This is a genomic window from Pseudomonas sp. CCC3.1 (assembly GCF_034347405.1).
GTDB lineage: Bacteria > Pseudomonadota > Gammaproteobacteria > Pseudomonadales > Pseudomonadaceae > Aquipseudomonas.
Map to the genome: position 1 here is coordinate 2,818,224 of NZ_CP133778.1, position 13,824 is coordinate 2,832,047.

General features: G+C 56.0%; 12 protein-coding genes. 7 read left to right on the forward strand and 5 right to left on the reverse strand.

All coding sequences use genetic code 11. The features are described from left to right. Positions 1-163: 163 nt before the first annotated feature. Together RHM56_RS12555 and gloA are read left to right on the forward strand one after the other, a co-directional pair. Positions 164-526, forward strand: coding sequence for a histone-like nucleoid-structuring protein, MvaT/MvaU family (locus RHM56_RS12555; RefSeq protein ID WP_322241561.1), 363 nt, complete (start codon positions 164-166; stop codon positions 524-526). Positions 527-908: 382 nt separating this feature from the next. Then, positions 909-1,430, forward strand: a complete 522-nt coding sequence (gloA, locus tag RHM56_RS12560; RefSeq protein ID WP_322241562.1) for a lactoylglutathione lyase — start codon at positions 909-911, stop codon at positions 1,428-1,430. Between the two features lie 55 nt (positions 1,431-1,485). Here gloA and ahpF read toward each other — a convergent pair whose 3' ends face one another. The 3 genes from ahpF to RHM56_RS12575 form a co-directional block, all read right to left on the reverse strand. After that, positions 1,486-3,048 carry an alkyl hydroperoxide reductase subunit F gene (gene ahpF, locus RHM56_RS12565; RefSeq protein WP_322241563.1) on the reverse strand — a complete coding sequence of 521 codons (1,563 nt, stop codon included), beginning with the start codon at positions 3,046-3,048 and terminating at the stop codon, positions 1,486-1,488. A 128-nt stretch (positions 3,049-3,176) separates the two neighbouring features. Further along, a complete protein-coding gene (gene ahpC, locus RHM56_RS12570) occupies positions 3,177-3,740 on the reverse strand; it encodes an alkyl hydroperoxide reductase subunit C (protein ID WP_322241564.1) in 564 nt (187 codons plus the stop codon). Positions 3,741-3,912: 172 nt separating this feature from the next. Next, the gene (locus tag RHM56_RS12575) at positions 3,913-4,851 is read right to left on the reverse strand and encodes a site-specific integrase (protein WP_322241565.1); all 939 of its coding nucleotides are present in this window, start codon (positions 4,849-4,851) and stop codon (positions 3,913-3,915) included. Between the two features lie 178 nt (positions 4,852-5,029). Between RHM56_RS12575 and RHM56_RS12580 the strand changes: the two genes are divergently transcribed. Together RHM56_RS12580 and RHM56_RS12585 are read left to right on the forward strand one after the other, a co-directional pair. Then, positions 5,030-6,031: a DNA-binding protein gene (locus RHM56_RS12580; RefSeq protein WP_322241567.1), complete on the forward strand. Its 1,002-nt coding sequence runs from the start codon at positions 5,030-5,032 to the stop codon at positions 6,029-6,031. A gap of 89 nt (positions 6,032-6,120) precedes the next feature. Beyond that, on the forward strand, positions 6,121-7,410 hold the full coding sequence (locus RHM56_RS12585) for a glycosyltransferase family 4 protein (RefSeq protein WP_322241569.1): 1,290 nt from the start codon (positions 6,121-6,123) through the stop codon (positions 7,408-7,410). Here RHM56_RS12585 and RHM56_RS12590 read toward each other — a convergent pair. Then, the gene (locus RHM56_RS12590; RefSeq protein WP_322241571.1) at positions 7,368-9,395 is read right to left on the reverse strand and encodes an acyltransferase family protein; all 2,028 of its coding nucleotides are present in this window, start codon (positions 9,393-9,395) and stop codon (positions 7,368-7,370) included. The two genes, RHM56_RS12585 and RHM56_RS12590, sit on opposite strands and share 43 nt — an antisense overlap. A 123-nt stretch (positions 9,396-9,518) precedes the next feature. Further along, complete coding sequence (gene cobF, locus RHM56_RS12595; RefSeq protein WP_322241572.1) at positions 9,519-10,271, reverse strand: precorrin-6A synthase (deacetylating); 753 nt, start codon at positions 10,269-10,271, stop codon at positions 9,519-9,521. A 101-nt stretch (positions 10,272-10,372) separates the two neighbouring features. Here cobF and RHM56_RS12600 point away from each other — a divergent pair, with 101 nt between their 5' ends. From RHM56_RS12600 to RHM56_RS12610, 3 genes are all read left to right on the forward strand, one after another. Beyond that, complete coding sequence (locus RHM56_RS12600; protein ID WP_322241573.1) at positions 10,373-11,308, forward strand: AraC family transcriptional regulator; 936 nt, start codon at positions 10,373-10,375, stop codon at positions 11,306-11,308. Between the two features lie 141 nt (positions 11,309-11,449). Next, on the forward strand, positions 11,450-12,760 hold the full coding sequence (locus tag RHM56_RS12605) for a sugar ABC transporter substrate-binding protein (protein WP_322241575.1): 1,311 nt from the start codon (positions 11,450-11,452) through the stop codon (positions 12,758-12,760). A 136-nt stretch (positions 12,761-12,896) separates the two neighbouring features. Then, on the forward strand, positions 12,897-13,823 hold the full coding sequence (locus RHM56_RS12610; RefSeq protein WP_322241577.1) for a sugar ABC transporter permease: 927 nt from the start codon (positions 12,897-12,899) through the stop codon (positions 13,821-13,823). Position 13,824 lies beyond the last annotated feature (1 nt).

Below are 13,824 nucleotides of genomic sequence, written 5' to 3' on the forward strand. Positions count from 1 at the left end.
AACTACAATTTTTTTGACCGGTTGAAGACTGTTATTAGTGAGCATCAAGACCTTTTAATTAAGGCTGAACTGTTGGCTCACGACCCTGTCTACTAGCTGCATGCCACGCCTCATTAATTCACTTCGGCTCCTCTACGCCGAAGCTATGACTGGAGTAATGACTTTGTCTAGACTTGCAGAGTACCGCGCTGCCGAAAAAGCGCTTCAAGCACAACTGGCGCAATTGGAAGCCATGAAAAATGATGCGGGACTAAAAAAGGAAATCGAGTTCGAACAAAAACTCCAGTCATTGATGAAATCTTATGGCAAAGGCCTGCGCGAGATAGTGGCCATACTTGATCCAAACCCCTCTGCTGCAAAGCATTCGGCGGCTCCGAAGCAGCAGCGCAAGGCGCGGGTTTTGAAAGTGTATAAAAATCCACACACTGGCGAACTGATTGAAACCAAAGGCGGCAACCACCGTGGCCTTAAGGCATGGAAAGAACAATACGGCGCGGCCACCGTCGAGTCTTGGCTTCGGACTTAATACTTCAGTGTTATAAAGAGCCCTGTTGACTTAAATGGCTACAGTGCAACTAGCAATGAAATCTAATTGCACAAAGCTTCGTAGGAAAAGTCCGTGGCGGACGACCGGCTAGCCTTTTGAGCTGAAAGGCCGAGCAGGATCAGAATCTTTCACAGATTTTTCACACGATGCGTCACAGGATAGAGACTGCTAAAGGATTAGCGCCCCATGCCCGCTTCGGCGGGCTTCTTTTTGCCTGGATTTTGTCAACCCCCCCCATTCTGATCATCAGGGATGCCCTCGGACAAAGGTCTTTTGCCGCAAAACGGGTTTGGCGCAAGCCGTCACATTCCGTATCATTCGCCCATCGACCCATTACCCATGCATCACTTTCGGAGGGTTCATGAGCCTGCAAGATCTGAGCAACATCCCTGGCGTTACACCACAACCGGATAGCGCTACCCAAAATTTCGTCTTTAACCACACCATGCTGCGCGTCAAGGACATCGAGAAATCCCTCGATTTCTACACCCGCGTCCTGGGCTTCTCGCTGGTTGAAAAACGTGACTTCCCTGAAGCCGAATTCAGCCTGTACTTCCTGGCATTGGTCAACAAGGCACAAATCCCGGCAGACGATGCAGAACGCACGCAATGGATGAAGTCGATTCCCGGCATCCTTGAGTTGACTCACAACCACGGCACCGAAAACGACCCTGAGTTTGCCTACCACAACGGCAACACTGACCCGCGTGGCTTTGGCCATATCTGCATTTCCGTGCCCGACATTGTTGCCGCCTGCGAGCGCTTCGAGACTCTGGGCGTAGATTTCCAGAAGCGTCTGACTGACGGCCGCATGAAATCGCTGGCATTCGTTAAAGACCCTGACGCTTATTGGGTAGAAATCATTCAGCCCACACCGCTGTAAAAATCGGGCCCAAAAAAAACCCATGATTGCTCATGGGTTTTTTATGTCCGCAGGATTATTCCGGCGCGCTAGAACGGATCAAGTGATCAAAGGCGCTCAGCGAGGCTTTGGCCCCCTCACCTACCGCAATCACAATCTGCTTGTAAGGCACGGTCGTAACGTCACCAGCAGCAAAGATGCCAGGGATGGACGTTTCACCGCGTGCATCAACAACGATCTCGCCGCGAGGTGAAAGCTCAATCGTGCCTTTGAGCCAATCAGTGTTAGGCAGCAAGCCAATTTGTACGAAAATCCCTTCCAGCGCGATGTCATGCACCACTTTGGTTTCGCGATTTTCATAACGCAGGCCATTAACTTTTTGGCCGTCGCCCGTGACTTCGGTGGTCCGTGCGTTGGTAATCACGGTCACGTTAGGCAAGCTGTTGAGCTTGCGCTGCAACACGGCATCAGCGCGCAGCTTGGTGTCAAACTCAAGCAGGGTCACGTGTGACACGATACCGGCCAAGTCGATGGCGGCTTCAACACCCGAGTTACCACCTCCGATCACGGCAACGCGCTTGCCTTTGAACAGCGGGCCATCACAGTGCGGGCAATACGCCACACCGCGGCTGCGGTATTCCTGCTCACCGGGCACATTCATCTCGCGCCAGCGGGCACCGGTTGCCAGAATCACAGTCTTGGCTTTCAGCGAAGCGCCGCTGGCGAATTTGACTTCGTGCAGTTCGCCCGCCTTGCCTGGCAGCAACTTATCGGCACGCTGCAGGTTCATGATGTCGACGTCGTACTGCTTGACGTGCTCTTCCAGCGCTGTAGCCAGTTTTGGCCCTTCAGTTTCCTGAACCGAGATGAAGTTCTCGATGGCCATGGTGTCAAGGACCTGCCCGCCAAAACGCTCAGCCGCCACACCGGTACGAATACCTTTACGCGCCGCATAAATTGCAGCGGCCGCACCGGCAGGACCGCCACCAATGACCAGCACATCAAATGCTTCTTTGGCGTTGATCTTCTCGGCCTGACGCTCAATGGCGCTGGTATCCAGCTTGCCAAGGATCTCTTCGAGGCCCATGCGGCCCTGGCCAAAGTTAACCCCGTTCAGGTAAACGCTAGGAACCGCCATCACTTGGCGCTCGGTGACTTCGTCCTGGAACAGCGCACCATCAATCGCTACATGGCGAATGTTCGGATTAAGTACCGCCATCAGGTTCAGCGCCTGCACCACATCCGGGCAGTTCTGGCATGACAGCGAGAAGTAGGTCTCGAAGTTGAACTCACCTTTGAGCGAGCGGATTTGTTCAATCACTTCGGGACTGGCTTTCGATGGGTGGCCGCCCACTTGCAGCAAGGCCAACACCAGCGATGTAAATTCGTGGCCCATCGGGATACCGGCGAAACGCAGGCTGATATCGCCGCCCGGGCGGTTCAACGAAAACGAAGGCTTGCGCGCATCGTTGCCGTTATCCAGCAAGGTGATGTGGCTGGACAGACTGGTAATTTCTTTTAACAGGTCATGCATTTCGCGGGATTTCGCACCGTCGTCGAGCGAAGCAACGATCTCGATCGGCTGTGTGACCCGCTCCAGGTATGACTTCAACTGAGCTTTTAGATTGGCGTCCAACATACGGGCGATCTCCTTAAACGATAAATTCTGTGTAAAAAAAACGCCCGAGCGAATGTCGCCCGGGCGTTTTGAGGGCGATGCAGCTTGCAACTCAGGTGCGGATCACCGCCCTTGGCTGGTTCACAGACTTAGATCTTGCCAACCAGGTCCAGCGATGGAGCCAGAGTGGCTTCGCCTTCTTTCCACTTGGCAGGGCACACTTCGCCTGGGTGAGCAGCAACGTATTGAGCAGCTTTGATTTTGCGCAGCAGCTCGGATGCGTCACGGCCAACGCCGCCGTCGTTCAGTTCAACGATTTTGATCTGACCTTCTGGGTTGATCACGAAAGTACCGCGGTCAGCCAGGCCAGCTTCTTCGATCAACACGTCGAAGTTGCGGGAGATGGTCAGCGTAGGGTCGCCGATCATGGTGTACTGGATTTTGCCGATGGCTGGCGAAGTGTTGTGCCAGGCAGCGTGAGCAAAGTGGGTGTCAGTCGACACGCTGTAGATTTCCACGCCGAGTTTCTTGAACTCTTCGTAGTTGTCGGCCAGGTCTTCCAGCTCGGTTGGGCAAACGAAGGTGAAGTCAGCTGGGTAGAAGAACACGACAGACCACTTGCCTTTCAGGTCAGCGTCCGACACTTCCACGAAGTTGCCGTTTTTGTATGCAGTTGCTTTGAACGGTTTTACTTGGCTGTTGATGATAGGCATCGTTGACTCTCCGTCAGGGTTGAAAAGTTGATGGGGTGAATCCTAACAACTCATTTCGTATCTGGCTCATTGGCAAAGCTGATGCTCATGATTGGTTTTGGCTATCAGGCGACCCTATATAGAGTCAAAAACCAAATATGGATCATGTGCTCAGCTTTCAAGTTGACCTTGATCAGCTTCCAATGCGTTTTTCAGCGGTGATGCTCATCCCGGCAAACGGGGTGGATTCAACATAGCGCATGGCTGACTTGATGTCTTTCCAGCCGACGTAATTCATCAGCGACTTCAAGTCCCACCCACTTTGATGCGCCCATGTTGCAAAACCGCGACGAAGCGAGTGACTGGTGTATTGCTCGGCTGCAATCCCGGCACGTTCCAGCGCCTGGCGCAGTAATGGAATCACGCTATTGGCGTGCAACCCCTCCTCCCCCAGATTGCCCCAGCGATCGATCCCCCTGAAGACCGGCCCCCGCACCAAGGCCGAGGCATTGACCCACTCAATGTAGGCGCGCACTGGGCACAACCGAAGCAAGGCCGGGGTTTGAAAGGTTTTACCCAAATTGTCGCGATCACTTTTGCTGCGCGGCAAATACAGGGTAATGCCAGAGCCTGCCACGGCCTGCACGTGCTCGACCTGCAAACGACACAGCTCGTCACTGCGAAACCCGCGCCAAAACCCGAGCAGGATCAGTGCCGCGTCGCGTCGCGCGCGCAGCAGGCCGGGTTGATCGGCGCTGGCCTGCGCGGTGTGCGCCTCGCCTTCGAGCCAGTCGATGACTTTTTCCAGGTGCTGCAATTGCAACGGCTCGGCCTGTTTCTCTTGCGCCGGGTGCAGCGCGCGAATGCCCTTGAACACCTTGCGCACGACAGGCGCCTTGGTCGGATCCGCAAAGCCCTGACTGTTATGCCACTGCGCAATCGCCGACAGACGCAGCTTGAGCGTGTTGATCGACAGTTGCCCGGCGTGCGCCACCAAATAACGCGCCACGCTGTCGCTGGTCGCGGGCAAGAAGCCGCCCCAGATCACTTCAAAGTGCTCGATGGCCGCCCGATAGCTGCGGCGGGTGTTGTCGCGGGTCGCGGCGTTTAAGTAGCGATCCAGCTCACTCATGCACGGTTCTCTTGATTGGCGTACTGAAACAGCGCCTAAAAAACAGTTTTAAGGCTCTAGCACGGGATAATACCAGTATATCCCGCATGTAAAATATCAAATAAAGATAAAAAATAAGTGCTAATATAGTATGTAATTACAGGGTACATACCACAGTACATAATCGTAGGAGAAAGCCATGGCTCGTGGCGGCGTAAACAAGGCGGTGGTGCAAATTGCACGCACGGCAATCCTGGCTCGCGGCGAACACCCCAGCATCGATGCAGTACGTATTGAAATGGGCAATACAGGCTCGAAAACCACGATCCATCGTTACCTGAAAGAGCTGGACGAAGTCGATTCGCGCCGAGGTGCGCCTCGAGAGCAGATAGGCGAAGAGCTGACCGAATTGGTCGCCCGCCTTGCTCAGCGCCTGCAAGAACAGGCGCAAGAGCCGATTGATCGCGCTCTTGCGCACTACGAACAGCTCAAAACCGAATGGCAGGATCAGTTGGCCGAAGCGCAACAGACGCAGGTGCAACTCCAGCAGCAGCTTGAGATTCAGGGCAACGCTTTGAACCAGGAGACGGCCAGCCTGGAATCCACGCGCTCCATGCTGCAAACCGAGCAAACCCGCAACGCTGCACTCAATCAGGCGTGCAGCGATTTTGAGCTGCGCCTGAATGACCGCGACGAGCAAATTCGCTCACTGGAAGAAAAACACCTGCACGCCCGCGACGCACTTGAGCACTACCGCAGCGCCGTCAAAGAGCAGCGCGAGCAGGATCAGCGTCGCCATGAAGGCCAGTTGCAGCAGATACAAATGGAGCTGCGCCAGGCACAGCAAAGCGCCTTGGTGCGCCAGGATGAAATAACCCAGTTGCACCGCGACAACGAGCGCGTTCTGAGCGAGAGCCGTGCATTGAGCAAAGAACTGAACCAGGCCAGCGACCAGCAACACAAACTCAGCAACCTCAATGAGCGACTGAGCGCGCAAATAAGCCAGCAGGACAGCGAGCGCACCTTGCTTCAGGAACGCCTGCGCGTGGCAACGCAAGAAAGTGAGGCGCTGAAGCATGCACACGTACAAGCCCAAGAAGCCAATGCCGCACTGACCTTAAGAGCCATGAAAGCGGAAACCACGTTGGAAAGCCTCAAGACCATCCCGACGGAGCCCTCGCAAAAAACAGAGGACCTCTAGCCAATTACTGCAGCTCCCACCCAAGGCGTCAGCCCAGTTGTGCTTTAATTGCCGCCTTTTTTCAGTCTCCAGGCTCCAAGGATCTGCCCATGCCGTCGTCCCGCCCTACCCACGTCCTGATCATTGGCTACGTGTGGCCCGAGCCACGCTCCTCGGCGGCGGGCGGCCACATGATGCAAATCATCGAGAGTTTTTTGCAGGAAGGCTGGCAAATCACCTTCAGCAGCCCCGCTGGCATTGGCGAGCACAAAGCCGATCTGGCGGCGCAGGGCATCAATGAAGTCACTATCGAGCTGAACAACAGCAGCTTTGATGCCTTTATCAGCGAGCTGGCCCCGGACATCGTGCTGTTTGACCGCTTCATGATGGAAGAGCAGTTCGGCTGGCGTGTCGAGAAGCAATGCTCGAACGCCCTGCGCGTGCTCGAAACCTCCGACCTGCAAAGCCTGCGTGACGCCCGCCAGCAACAGCTCAAGGCACACCTCAAGCACAACCCCGAACAGGACGATTTCAGTCACCTGTTCGCGCCGTCACCCGTCGAAACCTTTGAGCACATGGCCGATGCCGATCTGGCGCAACGAGAAATCGCTGCTATCTATCGCAGCGACCTTAACCTGATGATTTCCGAGTACGAGATTGACCTGCTGGTCGAGCAGTTCCACGTCCCCAAGGAACTGCTGCACTGGTGCCCGCTGATGGTCGACAGCGCGCCAGTGGAATGTGTGCCGTTTGAACAACGCCAACACTTTTTAAGCATCGGCAACTTTCGCCATGCGCCGAACTGGGACGCAGTGTTATGGATGAAAACCCATATCTGGCCACTGATCCGCCAACAGCTTCCCGAGGCGCAGTTACACATCTATGGCGCCTATACCCCGCCTAAAGCCACGGCGCTGCACAACCCCAAGCAAGGCTTCCACGTGCTCAACTGGGCCGAAGATGCACTGGCGGTGATGAGCAGCGCGCGCATTTGCCTGGCACCCCTGCGTTTTGGCGCAGGTATTAAAGGCAAGATCGCCGACGCTATGCTTTGCGGAACGCCGAACGTGACCACCCCGATCGGCGCTGAAGGCATGCACGGCGACATGCCGTGGGCCGGAGCCATTGAACAGAGCGCCACTACCATTGCTGCGGCCGCTGTCGAGTTGTATCGAAACCCGCACGCGTGGCACCTTGCGCAACAACAGGGGCAGGCACTGCTCAATGCGCGCTACTTACAGGCCAGCCACGGCCCTGCACTGGTGCAACGTATCAAGGACTGCCGCGCCGGACTTGAACAGCACCGCCGCAACAACTTCACCGGCGCCATGCTGCGCCATCATCAGCACAAAAGTACTCAGTACATGTCGCAGTGGATCGAGGCGAAAAACCGCGCGTAGGGTTTGTTCCATATCCTCAGCAATAACTGGACAAAGGAAGACTCAAGCACACGGTTACCGTGACCACTGAGGTGATTTGAGTCAAAAAACAGCGGCTGGCCACGGGTGTCATAAGCCGAACAGACCGAGCCCGGACACAGCAGCGGGAACGGATCCCAGACGATTAGACTGGGATATTCGCGCTGCAACTGCTCCAGTTGACGCATTTGCGGGGCACGCAAACGTTCAAGCAGGTCGCGGTTTATCGTCAGGCCCGCCGCGCAAATCGGGTTCATGTGGTTAAACCAGTCTGAACAACGGTTTGCAGGCGCTTTGAACAGAGGCTTGGGTGCGTCAATCAGAACCGTTACCCCTGCCGCCTGCAGGCGCGTAATCACCGCTTCGGCTGAGTGTCGGGCGGCGTGGCTAAGGTCCAGGGTCTGCTCAGAAAGGATCTCGCTCAACACCACTTCGGTCCCACGCTCCCAGCCACGCCCCTCAAGTTCGGGCATTCTCAGCGAGGCAAGAAACACAATGTCACCGGGTTTGGCACGCGTCTCAATGTCCTTGAAATCGACTACCCGGCGTGCCGCACACTCAATGGGGTCAGCGGCCATCAAACTGACCACGCCGCAGCCGCCCTGTTCGTACTCGATTACCTTGATCCCCAACCTGAGCGACGCAAGGTTGAGCAGCGTGCGATAGGCCGCCGAGTGTGAGTCGCCAATCACAAACAACTGACGCCCCAACACCCGTGGAGCCTCGATTCTGGCAAACGGTTCTTGGGGATCGTGTTTGTAGGCGTACCAGTTATACGTGTCGCGCGTCTGACTGAGCGACAGGCGCTCAGCATTCTGGCTCATCCAATACGCGCCCCAGCCCGCGAAGCAAATTGAACTGATGCTCAGCGCGACCGTGGCCCACGCCCGGTTCTGCCAAAACGATCTGCCTGCGCGTAATGGCATTTCAATCCAGCGATAGGTGCTGGCTGCCAACCCCCAAACCACGACCGGGTACAACCACTGGACGATCAGCAGTTCAGTTCCAACGGTCCATCTCAATAACACCAGCACTGGCCAGTGCCACAGGTACAACGAGTAAGACAAGCGACCGATATACGTCAGCAAAGGCACCTGCAAAATACTTTGAAAGATTGAGCCATAGCCTTCAGCAGGCAACACCACTGCGGCAATCATCAGCGCCGCCCCGCAGACCGTGATAATCGCCCAAGGAAAAGGAAAAGCATTACCCCCGGCAAGCAAAAAAACTGACACCAGCAACGCAAACCCGCATGCCAGTAACCCGTCAGCCAGTGCTCTGGAACGCATCAAGCCGCATTGCGCCCCCACAACCTGGAACAGCATGGCCCCGACCGCCAACTCCCAAAAGCGCCCAGGTAATAAATAGAAGGCTGCCAACTGATCGGTTTTTGTCTCAACGGCGCTGACAGCCAGCGAGGCAATGGCCAATAGCGGCAGCACAGCCCAGACCATAGCGATACGCTTTCTGTAACGAAGCCAGATGAAGTAAAGCGCAGGAAAAATCAGATAAAACTGCTCCTCAACCCCCAGCGACCAGGTCTGCACATAAGGATTGAGGTGATTCCCGGGCGCAAAGTAAGTGTCCGTGGTCCAGGCTAACGCCACATTGCTGACGCCAAAGAAAGCTGCCAGCCCCGTGCGACTCATCTGCTCACTCAGCCAGAACTGCGGCATGAACAGGGCTGATACCAGAAAGCTGACCAGCAGAACCACAAGTAACGCGGGCAAAATACGCAATAAACGCCGACGGTAAAAATCCATTAAAAAATCGGCAAAGTCCGCATTACCTCGCAGGCTCAGCGATTGGCTAATCACATAGCCGGAGATCACAAAGAACAGATCGACCCCGGTGAAGCCCCCAGGGAGAAAATCCAGGAAGTCGACATGGAAAATAATGACAGCGAGAACAGCGATGGCACGTAGGCCATCTATTGCGGGGATGTAGGCATGCGAGAACTCACGCATTGCACGCTTCCTTTTTGCAGTTAGTTTCACACACAGAAACTAACCCCCCTTTCGGGGCAAGCGCGGTAATCACAATCCCTTTTACGTGTAGGAAACTGATCTATTCACAGCCCTACAGCTCCTTTAATCGACACGCTTACGCAGCAAGTACGTGTCCATGATCCAGCCTTTGCGCTGCCGGGCAGCCTCGCGGGTGTACTTGATGTGCTCACACACCTGCGACAACTTGCCCGCAATCAGAATTTCATCCGCTGTGCCGATATAAGCGCCCCAGTAAATATCGACGTCTTCGTGCACAAATTGCTGAAATGCACAGTGCGCGTCGAGCATCACCACCACGTTGTCCAAGTCATCAGCAACAAGGCGTCGCCCCGTGGTGATGCGAATCGGCTGGCCAATCCCGTTCAACGGTATGCGATGCCGAGCTGCCAGCGCCTGCACGCTGCTGATACCGGGGATCACTTCGTAGTCAAAGTCCGAGCAGCCATTGGCGCGCACCCGATCCAGAATACGCAAGGTGCTGTCATACAGCCCTGGCTCGCCCCAAAGCAAAAACGCCGCGCATTCACCATCGGCCAGTTCTTGCTCTATCAGGTGCTTGAATATCTCGGCCCGCTGCTCATGCCAGTCTGCCACGCCCTGCGCATACGAAGGCGTTGCGCTATCACGCTGCGGGTCACTGGCGTGCACTACGCGGTAATTGGGCTCGGTAATGTAGCGCTCGCAGATTTCCAGACGCAGGCGCACCAGGTCTTCGGTGGTTTGGCCTTTATCCAGCACAAAAAAAACCGAGGCGCGGTTAAGCGCATTGATCGCCTGCACAGTGATATGTTCAGGGTCGCCCGCGCCGATGCCGATGAGTAACAGTGTTTTCATTGAGCCGTATCCTTTTGCAGGCAGGAAACTTATCCGTCACTGGTAGGAAGTTTCAAAAGGCAGCATGATCTGCCGCATAACAACACTCAAAGCCTGCGCCCATGACTCGACTTGCCAGAGCAACAGACCCGTCTTACGAACTGATGGACGACCATAACGGGTTGTCGATCATCTATCGCCAGCATGGCTTCCCTTGCCCACTGGTGCGCTGGCATTTTCACAAGGAATACGAGCTGCACCTGATTATGGCCAGCAGTGGCAAGGTGTTTGTCGGCGACTATATCGGCAATTTTTACCCCGAAACACTGTTTCTGACCGGGCCTAACCTGCCGCACAACTGGATCAGCCAAGTGGCCGAGCATGAAGTTGTGCCGCTGCGCGACATGCTGGTCAATTTCACCGATGAACTGCTAGAAGGCGCCAGTTCGGTGTTTGCCGAGCTTAAAAGCCTGACACCGATGCTAGACCGGGCGCAGTACGGCATCGAATTTCGCTGCAAAACGACTATTCGTCAGGCCGTTGACCTGATGCAGGCGATTGCCGACGCCACAGGTATCACCCGCCTGGGGCACTTCTTGATCCTCCTGCAATTGCTGGCCGATTGTGACGACTATCAGTTGCTGTCCGGCGTGACCGCAGGGCACCTCGCTGACGAACAGACCATAGATCGCACCAACCGCGCCGTGGACTATATTTTTAGCCTCTACGCCCGCGAGCTGACGCTCGAAGAGGTCGCGGCGTACATGGGCATGAAACCCACCTATTTTTCTCGCGTCTTCAAGCAAGCTACCGGGCGCTGTTTCATCGAGTTTGTGAACCGCCTGCGCATCAGCAAATCCTGCGAATTACTGGCCGACGGCGAGAAAGCCGTTACCGACGTGTGTTTCGAGTCGGGGTTCAACAATATTTCCAACTTCAATCGGCGCTTTCAGCAGCTAAAAGGCATGACCCCTTCGCACTATCGACGCCTTGCGGTGCAGCGTTTAACCGAGCAAAACCTGCCGGCACAGAGTGAACGTTTGCGCAGTGCAAAATAGTATCGGTTCAAGTGTTGCCAAAGCTTTGTCTTGGCGGTGATTGAGGGCTGTAATCAGCCCACGTGCTTACCCTGGGGTAAGCAGTCATAAAAACAATAACCGTCCTTCAAAAGCCGTCTGGCCGATGAAGAGGAGTGCTCGATGAATATTCCTGTCAAAGCGTTGTGTGTCGCGACTTGCATGACCCTCAGCGGCATCAGCCTGGGCGCGCAAACCCTGACCATTGCCACCGTCAACAACAGCGACATGATCCGCATGCAAAAGCTTTCGAAGACCTTCGAGAGCGAGCACCCCGACATCAAGCTCAACTGGGTGGTCCTGGAAGAAAACGTACTGCGCCAGCGTCTGACCACCGACATTGCGACCCAGGGCGGCCAGTTCGACGTACTGACCATCGGCATGTACGAAGCTGCGCTCTGGGGCGCCAAGGGCTGGCTTGAGCCCATGACCGACTTGCCAGCCACATACGCTATCGAAGACGTCTTCCCGTCTGTGCGCGACGGCTTGTCAGTGAAAGGCACGCTCTACGCCCTGCCGTTTTACGCCGAAAGCTCAATGACCTATTACCGCACCGACCTGTTCAAGGATGCCGGGTTGACCATGCCTGAGCGCCCGACCTGGGAGCAGATCGCAGGCTTTGCCAAACAGCTGAACAAACCTGAAAAGGAGCAATACGGCATTTGCCTGCGCGGTAAAGCGGGCTGGGGCGAGAACATGGCGTTGATCAGCACTGTCGCCAATGCCTACGGCGCGCGCTGGTTTGATGAAAAATGGCAGCCAGAATTCACCGGTCCCGAGTGGAAAAACGCGCTGAATTTCTACGTCAACACCCTGAAAGAATCCGGTCCGCCGGGTGCCACCAGTAATGGTTTCAACGAAAACCTGGCGCTGTTCAACAGCGGTAAATGCGCCATCTGGGTCGATGCCAGCGTGGCCGGTTCGTTTGTCACCGACAAGACGCAGAGCAAAGTCGCTGAGCATGTCGGCTTCACCTTCGCCCCGCATCAAGTCACCGACAAAGGCAGCGCCTGGCTGTACTCCTGGGCACTGGCCATTCCGACCAGTTCCAAAGCCAAAGACGCCGCTAAAACCTTCAGCACCTGGGCCACCTCTAAAGAGTACGGCGCGCTGGTGGCTGAAAAAGACGGCATCGCCAACGTGCCACCAGGCACCCGCAACTCGACCTACACCGACGCCTACCTCCAGGCCGCGCCGTTTGCCAAAGTCACGCTGGAGTCACTCAAAGCTGCCAACCCCAAAGACCCGACCCTCAAGTCCGTGCCTTACGTGGGCATCCAGTTGGTGACGATTCCGGAGTTTCAGGCAATCGGTACCCAGGTTGGCAAATTCTTCTCGGCGGCGCTGATTGGCCAGACCACGGTGGATCAAGCCCTCACGGCCGCCCAGCAAACCACCGAGCGCGAAATGAAACGCGCGGGTTATCCCAAGTAAAAGTTTCCGAACCCAGTAGTCGCTGCCGAAGGCTGCGATGGGTTGCGTAGCGACCCTTTAGAAGGTCCTGCGGACCTTATCGCAGCCTGCGGCAGCGACTACAGGAAAACTGTCTGCCCTATTCGGTGTACTCACCATGACGACTTCGACTGTTACGACAGCGATTGACGCCCCGCCCCCGGTGCGTAAATCCCGGCTGTTCAACCCCGGCTGGTTTCTGGTCACACCCTCAGTGGCGCTGTTGCTGCTGTGGATGATCGTGCCGCTGGCCATGACGCTGTACTTTTCGTTGATCCGCTACAACCTGCTGTACCCCGGTGAAAACCAGTTTGTGGGGTTGGAAAACTTCACCTACTTCCTCACCGATTCAGGCTTTATGCCTGGCATGACCAACACCTTGCTGCTGGTGGGCAGTGTGTTGCTGATCAGCGTGGTGCTCGGGGTGCTGATCAGTGCCCTGCTGGAGGCCACTGACTTCCTGGGGCGCGGCATTGTGCGGGTGCTGCTGATTTCGCCGTTTTTCATCATGCCCACAGTGGGAGCGCTGATCTGGAAAAACCTGATCTTTCACCCGGTGTCCGGCGTGCTGGCTGCCGTCTGGAAGCTGTTCGGCGCCCAGCCGGTTGACTGGCTGGCGCACTACCCGCTGCTGTCGATCATCATCATTGTGTCGTGGCAATGGCTGCCCTTCGCCATCTTGATTCTGATGACGGCCATGCAGTCGCTGGACCAGGAGCAAAAAGAAGCCGCACGTTTGGATGGTGCGGGGCCGATCGCGATTTTCTGGCACCTGACCTTGCCGCACCTGGCGCGGCCGATTGCCGTGGTGGTGATGATTGAAACCATCTTCCTGCTGTCGGTGTTCGCCGAAATTTTCACCACCACCAACGGCGGCCCCGGCTACGCGTCGACCAACCTGGCGTACCTGATCTACAACCAGGCACTGGTGCAATTCGACGTTGGCATGGCCTCGGCCGGTGGGTTGATCGCCGTGGTCATTGCCAATATTGCGGCCATCATTTTGGTACGCATGCTCGGCAAAAACCTGACAGACAAGCCGTGAG

What these genes read in the sequence shown, in the direction of transcription:
- gloA (WP_322241562.1), top strand. Translation starts at nt 909, where the DNA reads ATGAGCCTGCAAGATCTGAGCAACATCCCTGGCGTTACACCACAACCG.
- ahpF (WP_322241563.1), bottom strand. Translation starts at nt 3,048, where the DNA reads ATGTTGGACGCCAATCTAAAAGCTCAGTTGAAGTCATACCTGGAGCGG.
- ahpC (WP_322241564.1), bottom strand. Translation starts at nt 3,740, where the DNA reads ATGCCTATCATCAACAGCCAAGTAAAACCGTTCAAAGCAACTGCATAC.
- RHM56_RS12575 (WP_322241565.1), bottom strand. Translation starts at nt 4,851, where the DNA reads ATGAGTGAGCTGGATCGCTACTTAAACGCCGCGACCCGCGACAACACC.
- RHM56_RS12580 (WP_322241567.1), top strand. Translation starts at nt 5,030, where the DNA reads ATGGCTCGTGGCGGCGTAAACAAGGCGGTGGTGCAAATTGCACGCACG.
- RHM56_RS12585 (WP_322241569.1), top strand. Translation starts at nt 6,121, where the DNA reads ATGCCGTCGTCCCGCCCTACCCACGTCCTGATCATTGGCTACGTGTGG.
- RHM56_RS12590 (WP_322241571.1), bottom strand. Translation starts at nt 9,395, where the DNA reads ATGCGTGAGTTCTCGCATGCCTACATCCCCGCAATAGATGGCCTACGT.
- cobF (WP_322241572.1), bottom strand. Translation starts at nt 10,271, where the DNA reads ATGAAAACACTGTTACTCATCGGCATCGGCGCGGGCGACCCTGAACAT.
- RHM56_RS12600 (WP_322241573.1), top strand. Translation starts at nt 10,373, where the DNA reads ATGACTCGACTTGCCAGAGCAACAGACCCGTCTTACGAACTGATGGAC.
- RHM56_RS12605 (WP_322241575.1), top strand. Translation starts at nt 11,450, where the DNA reads ATGAATATTCCTGTCAAAGCGTTGTGTGTCGCGACTTGCATGACCCTC.
- RHM56_RS12610 (WP_322241577.1), top strand. Translation starts at nt 12,897, where the DNA reads ATGACGACTTCGACTGTTACGACAGCGATTGACGCCCCGCCCCCGGTG.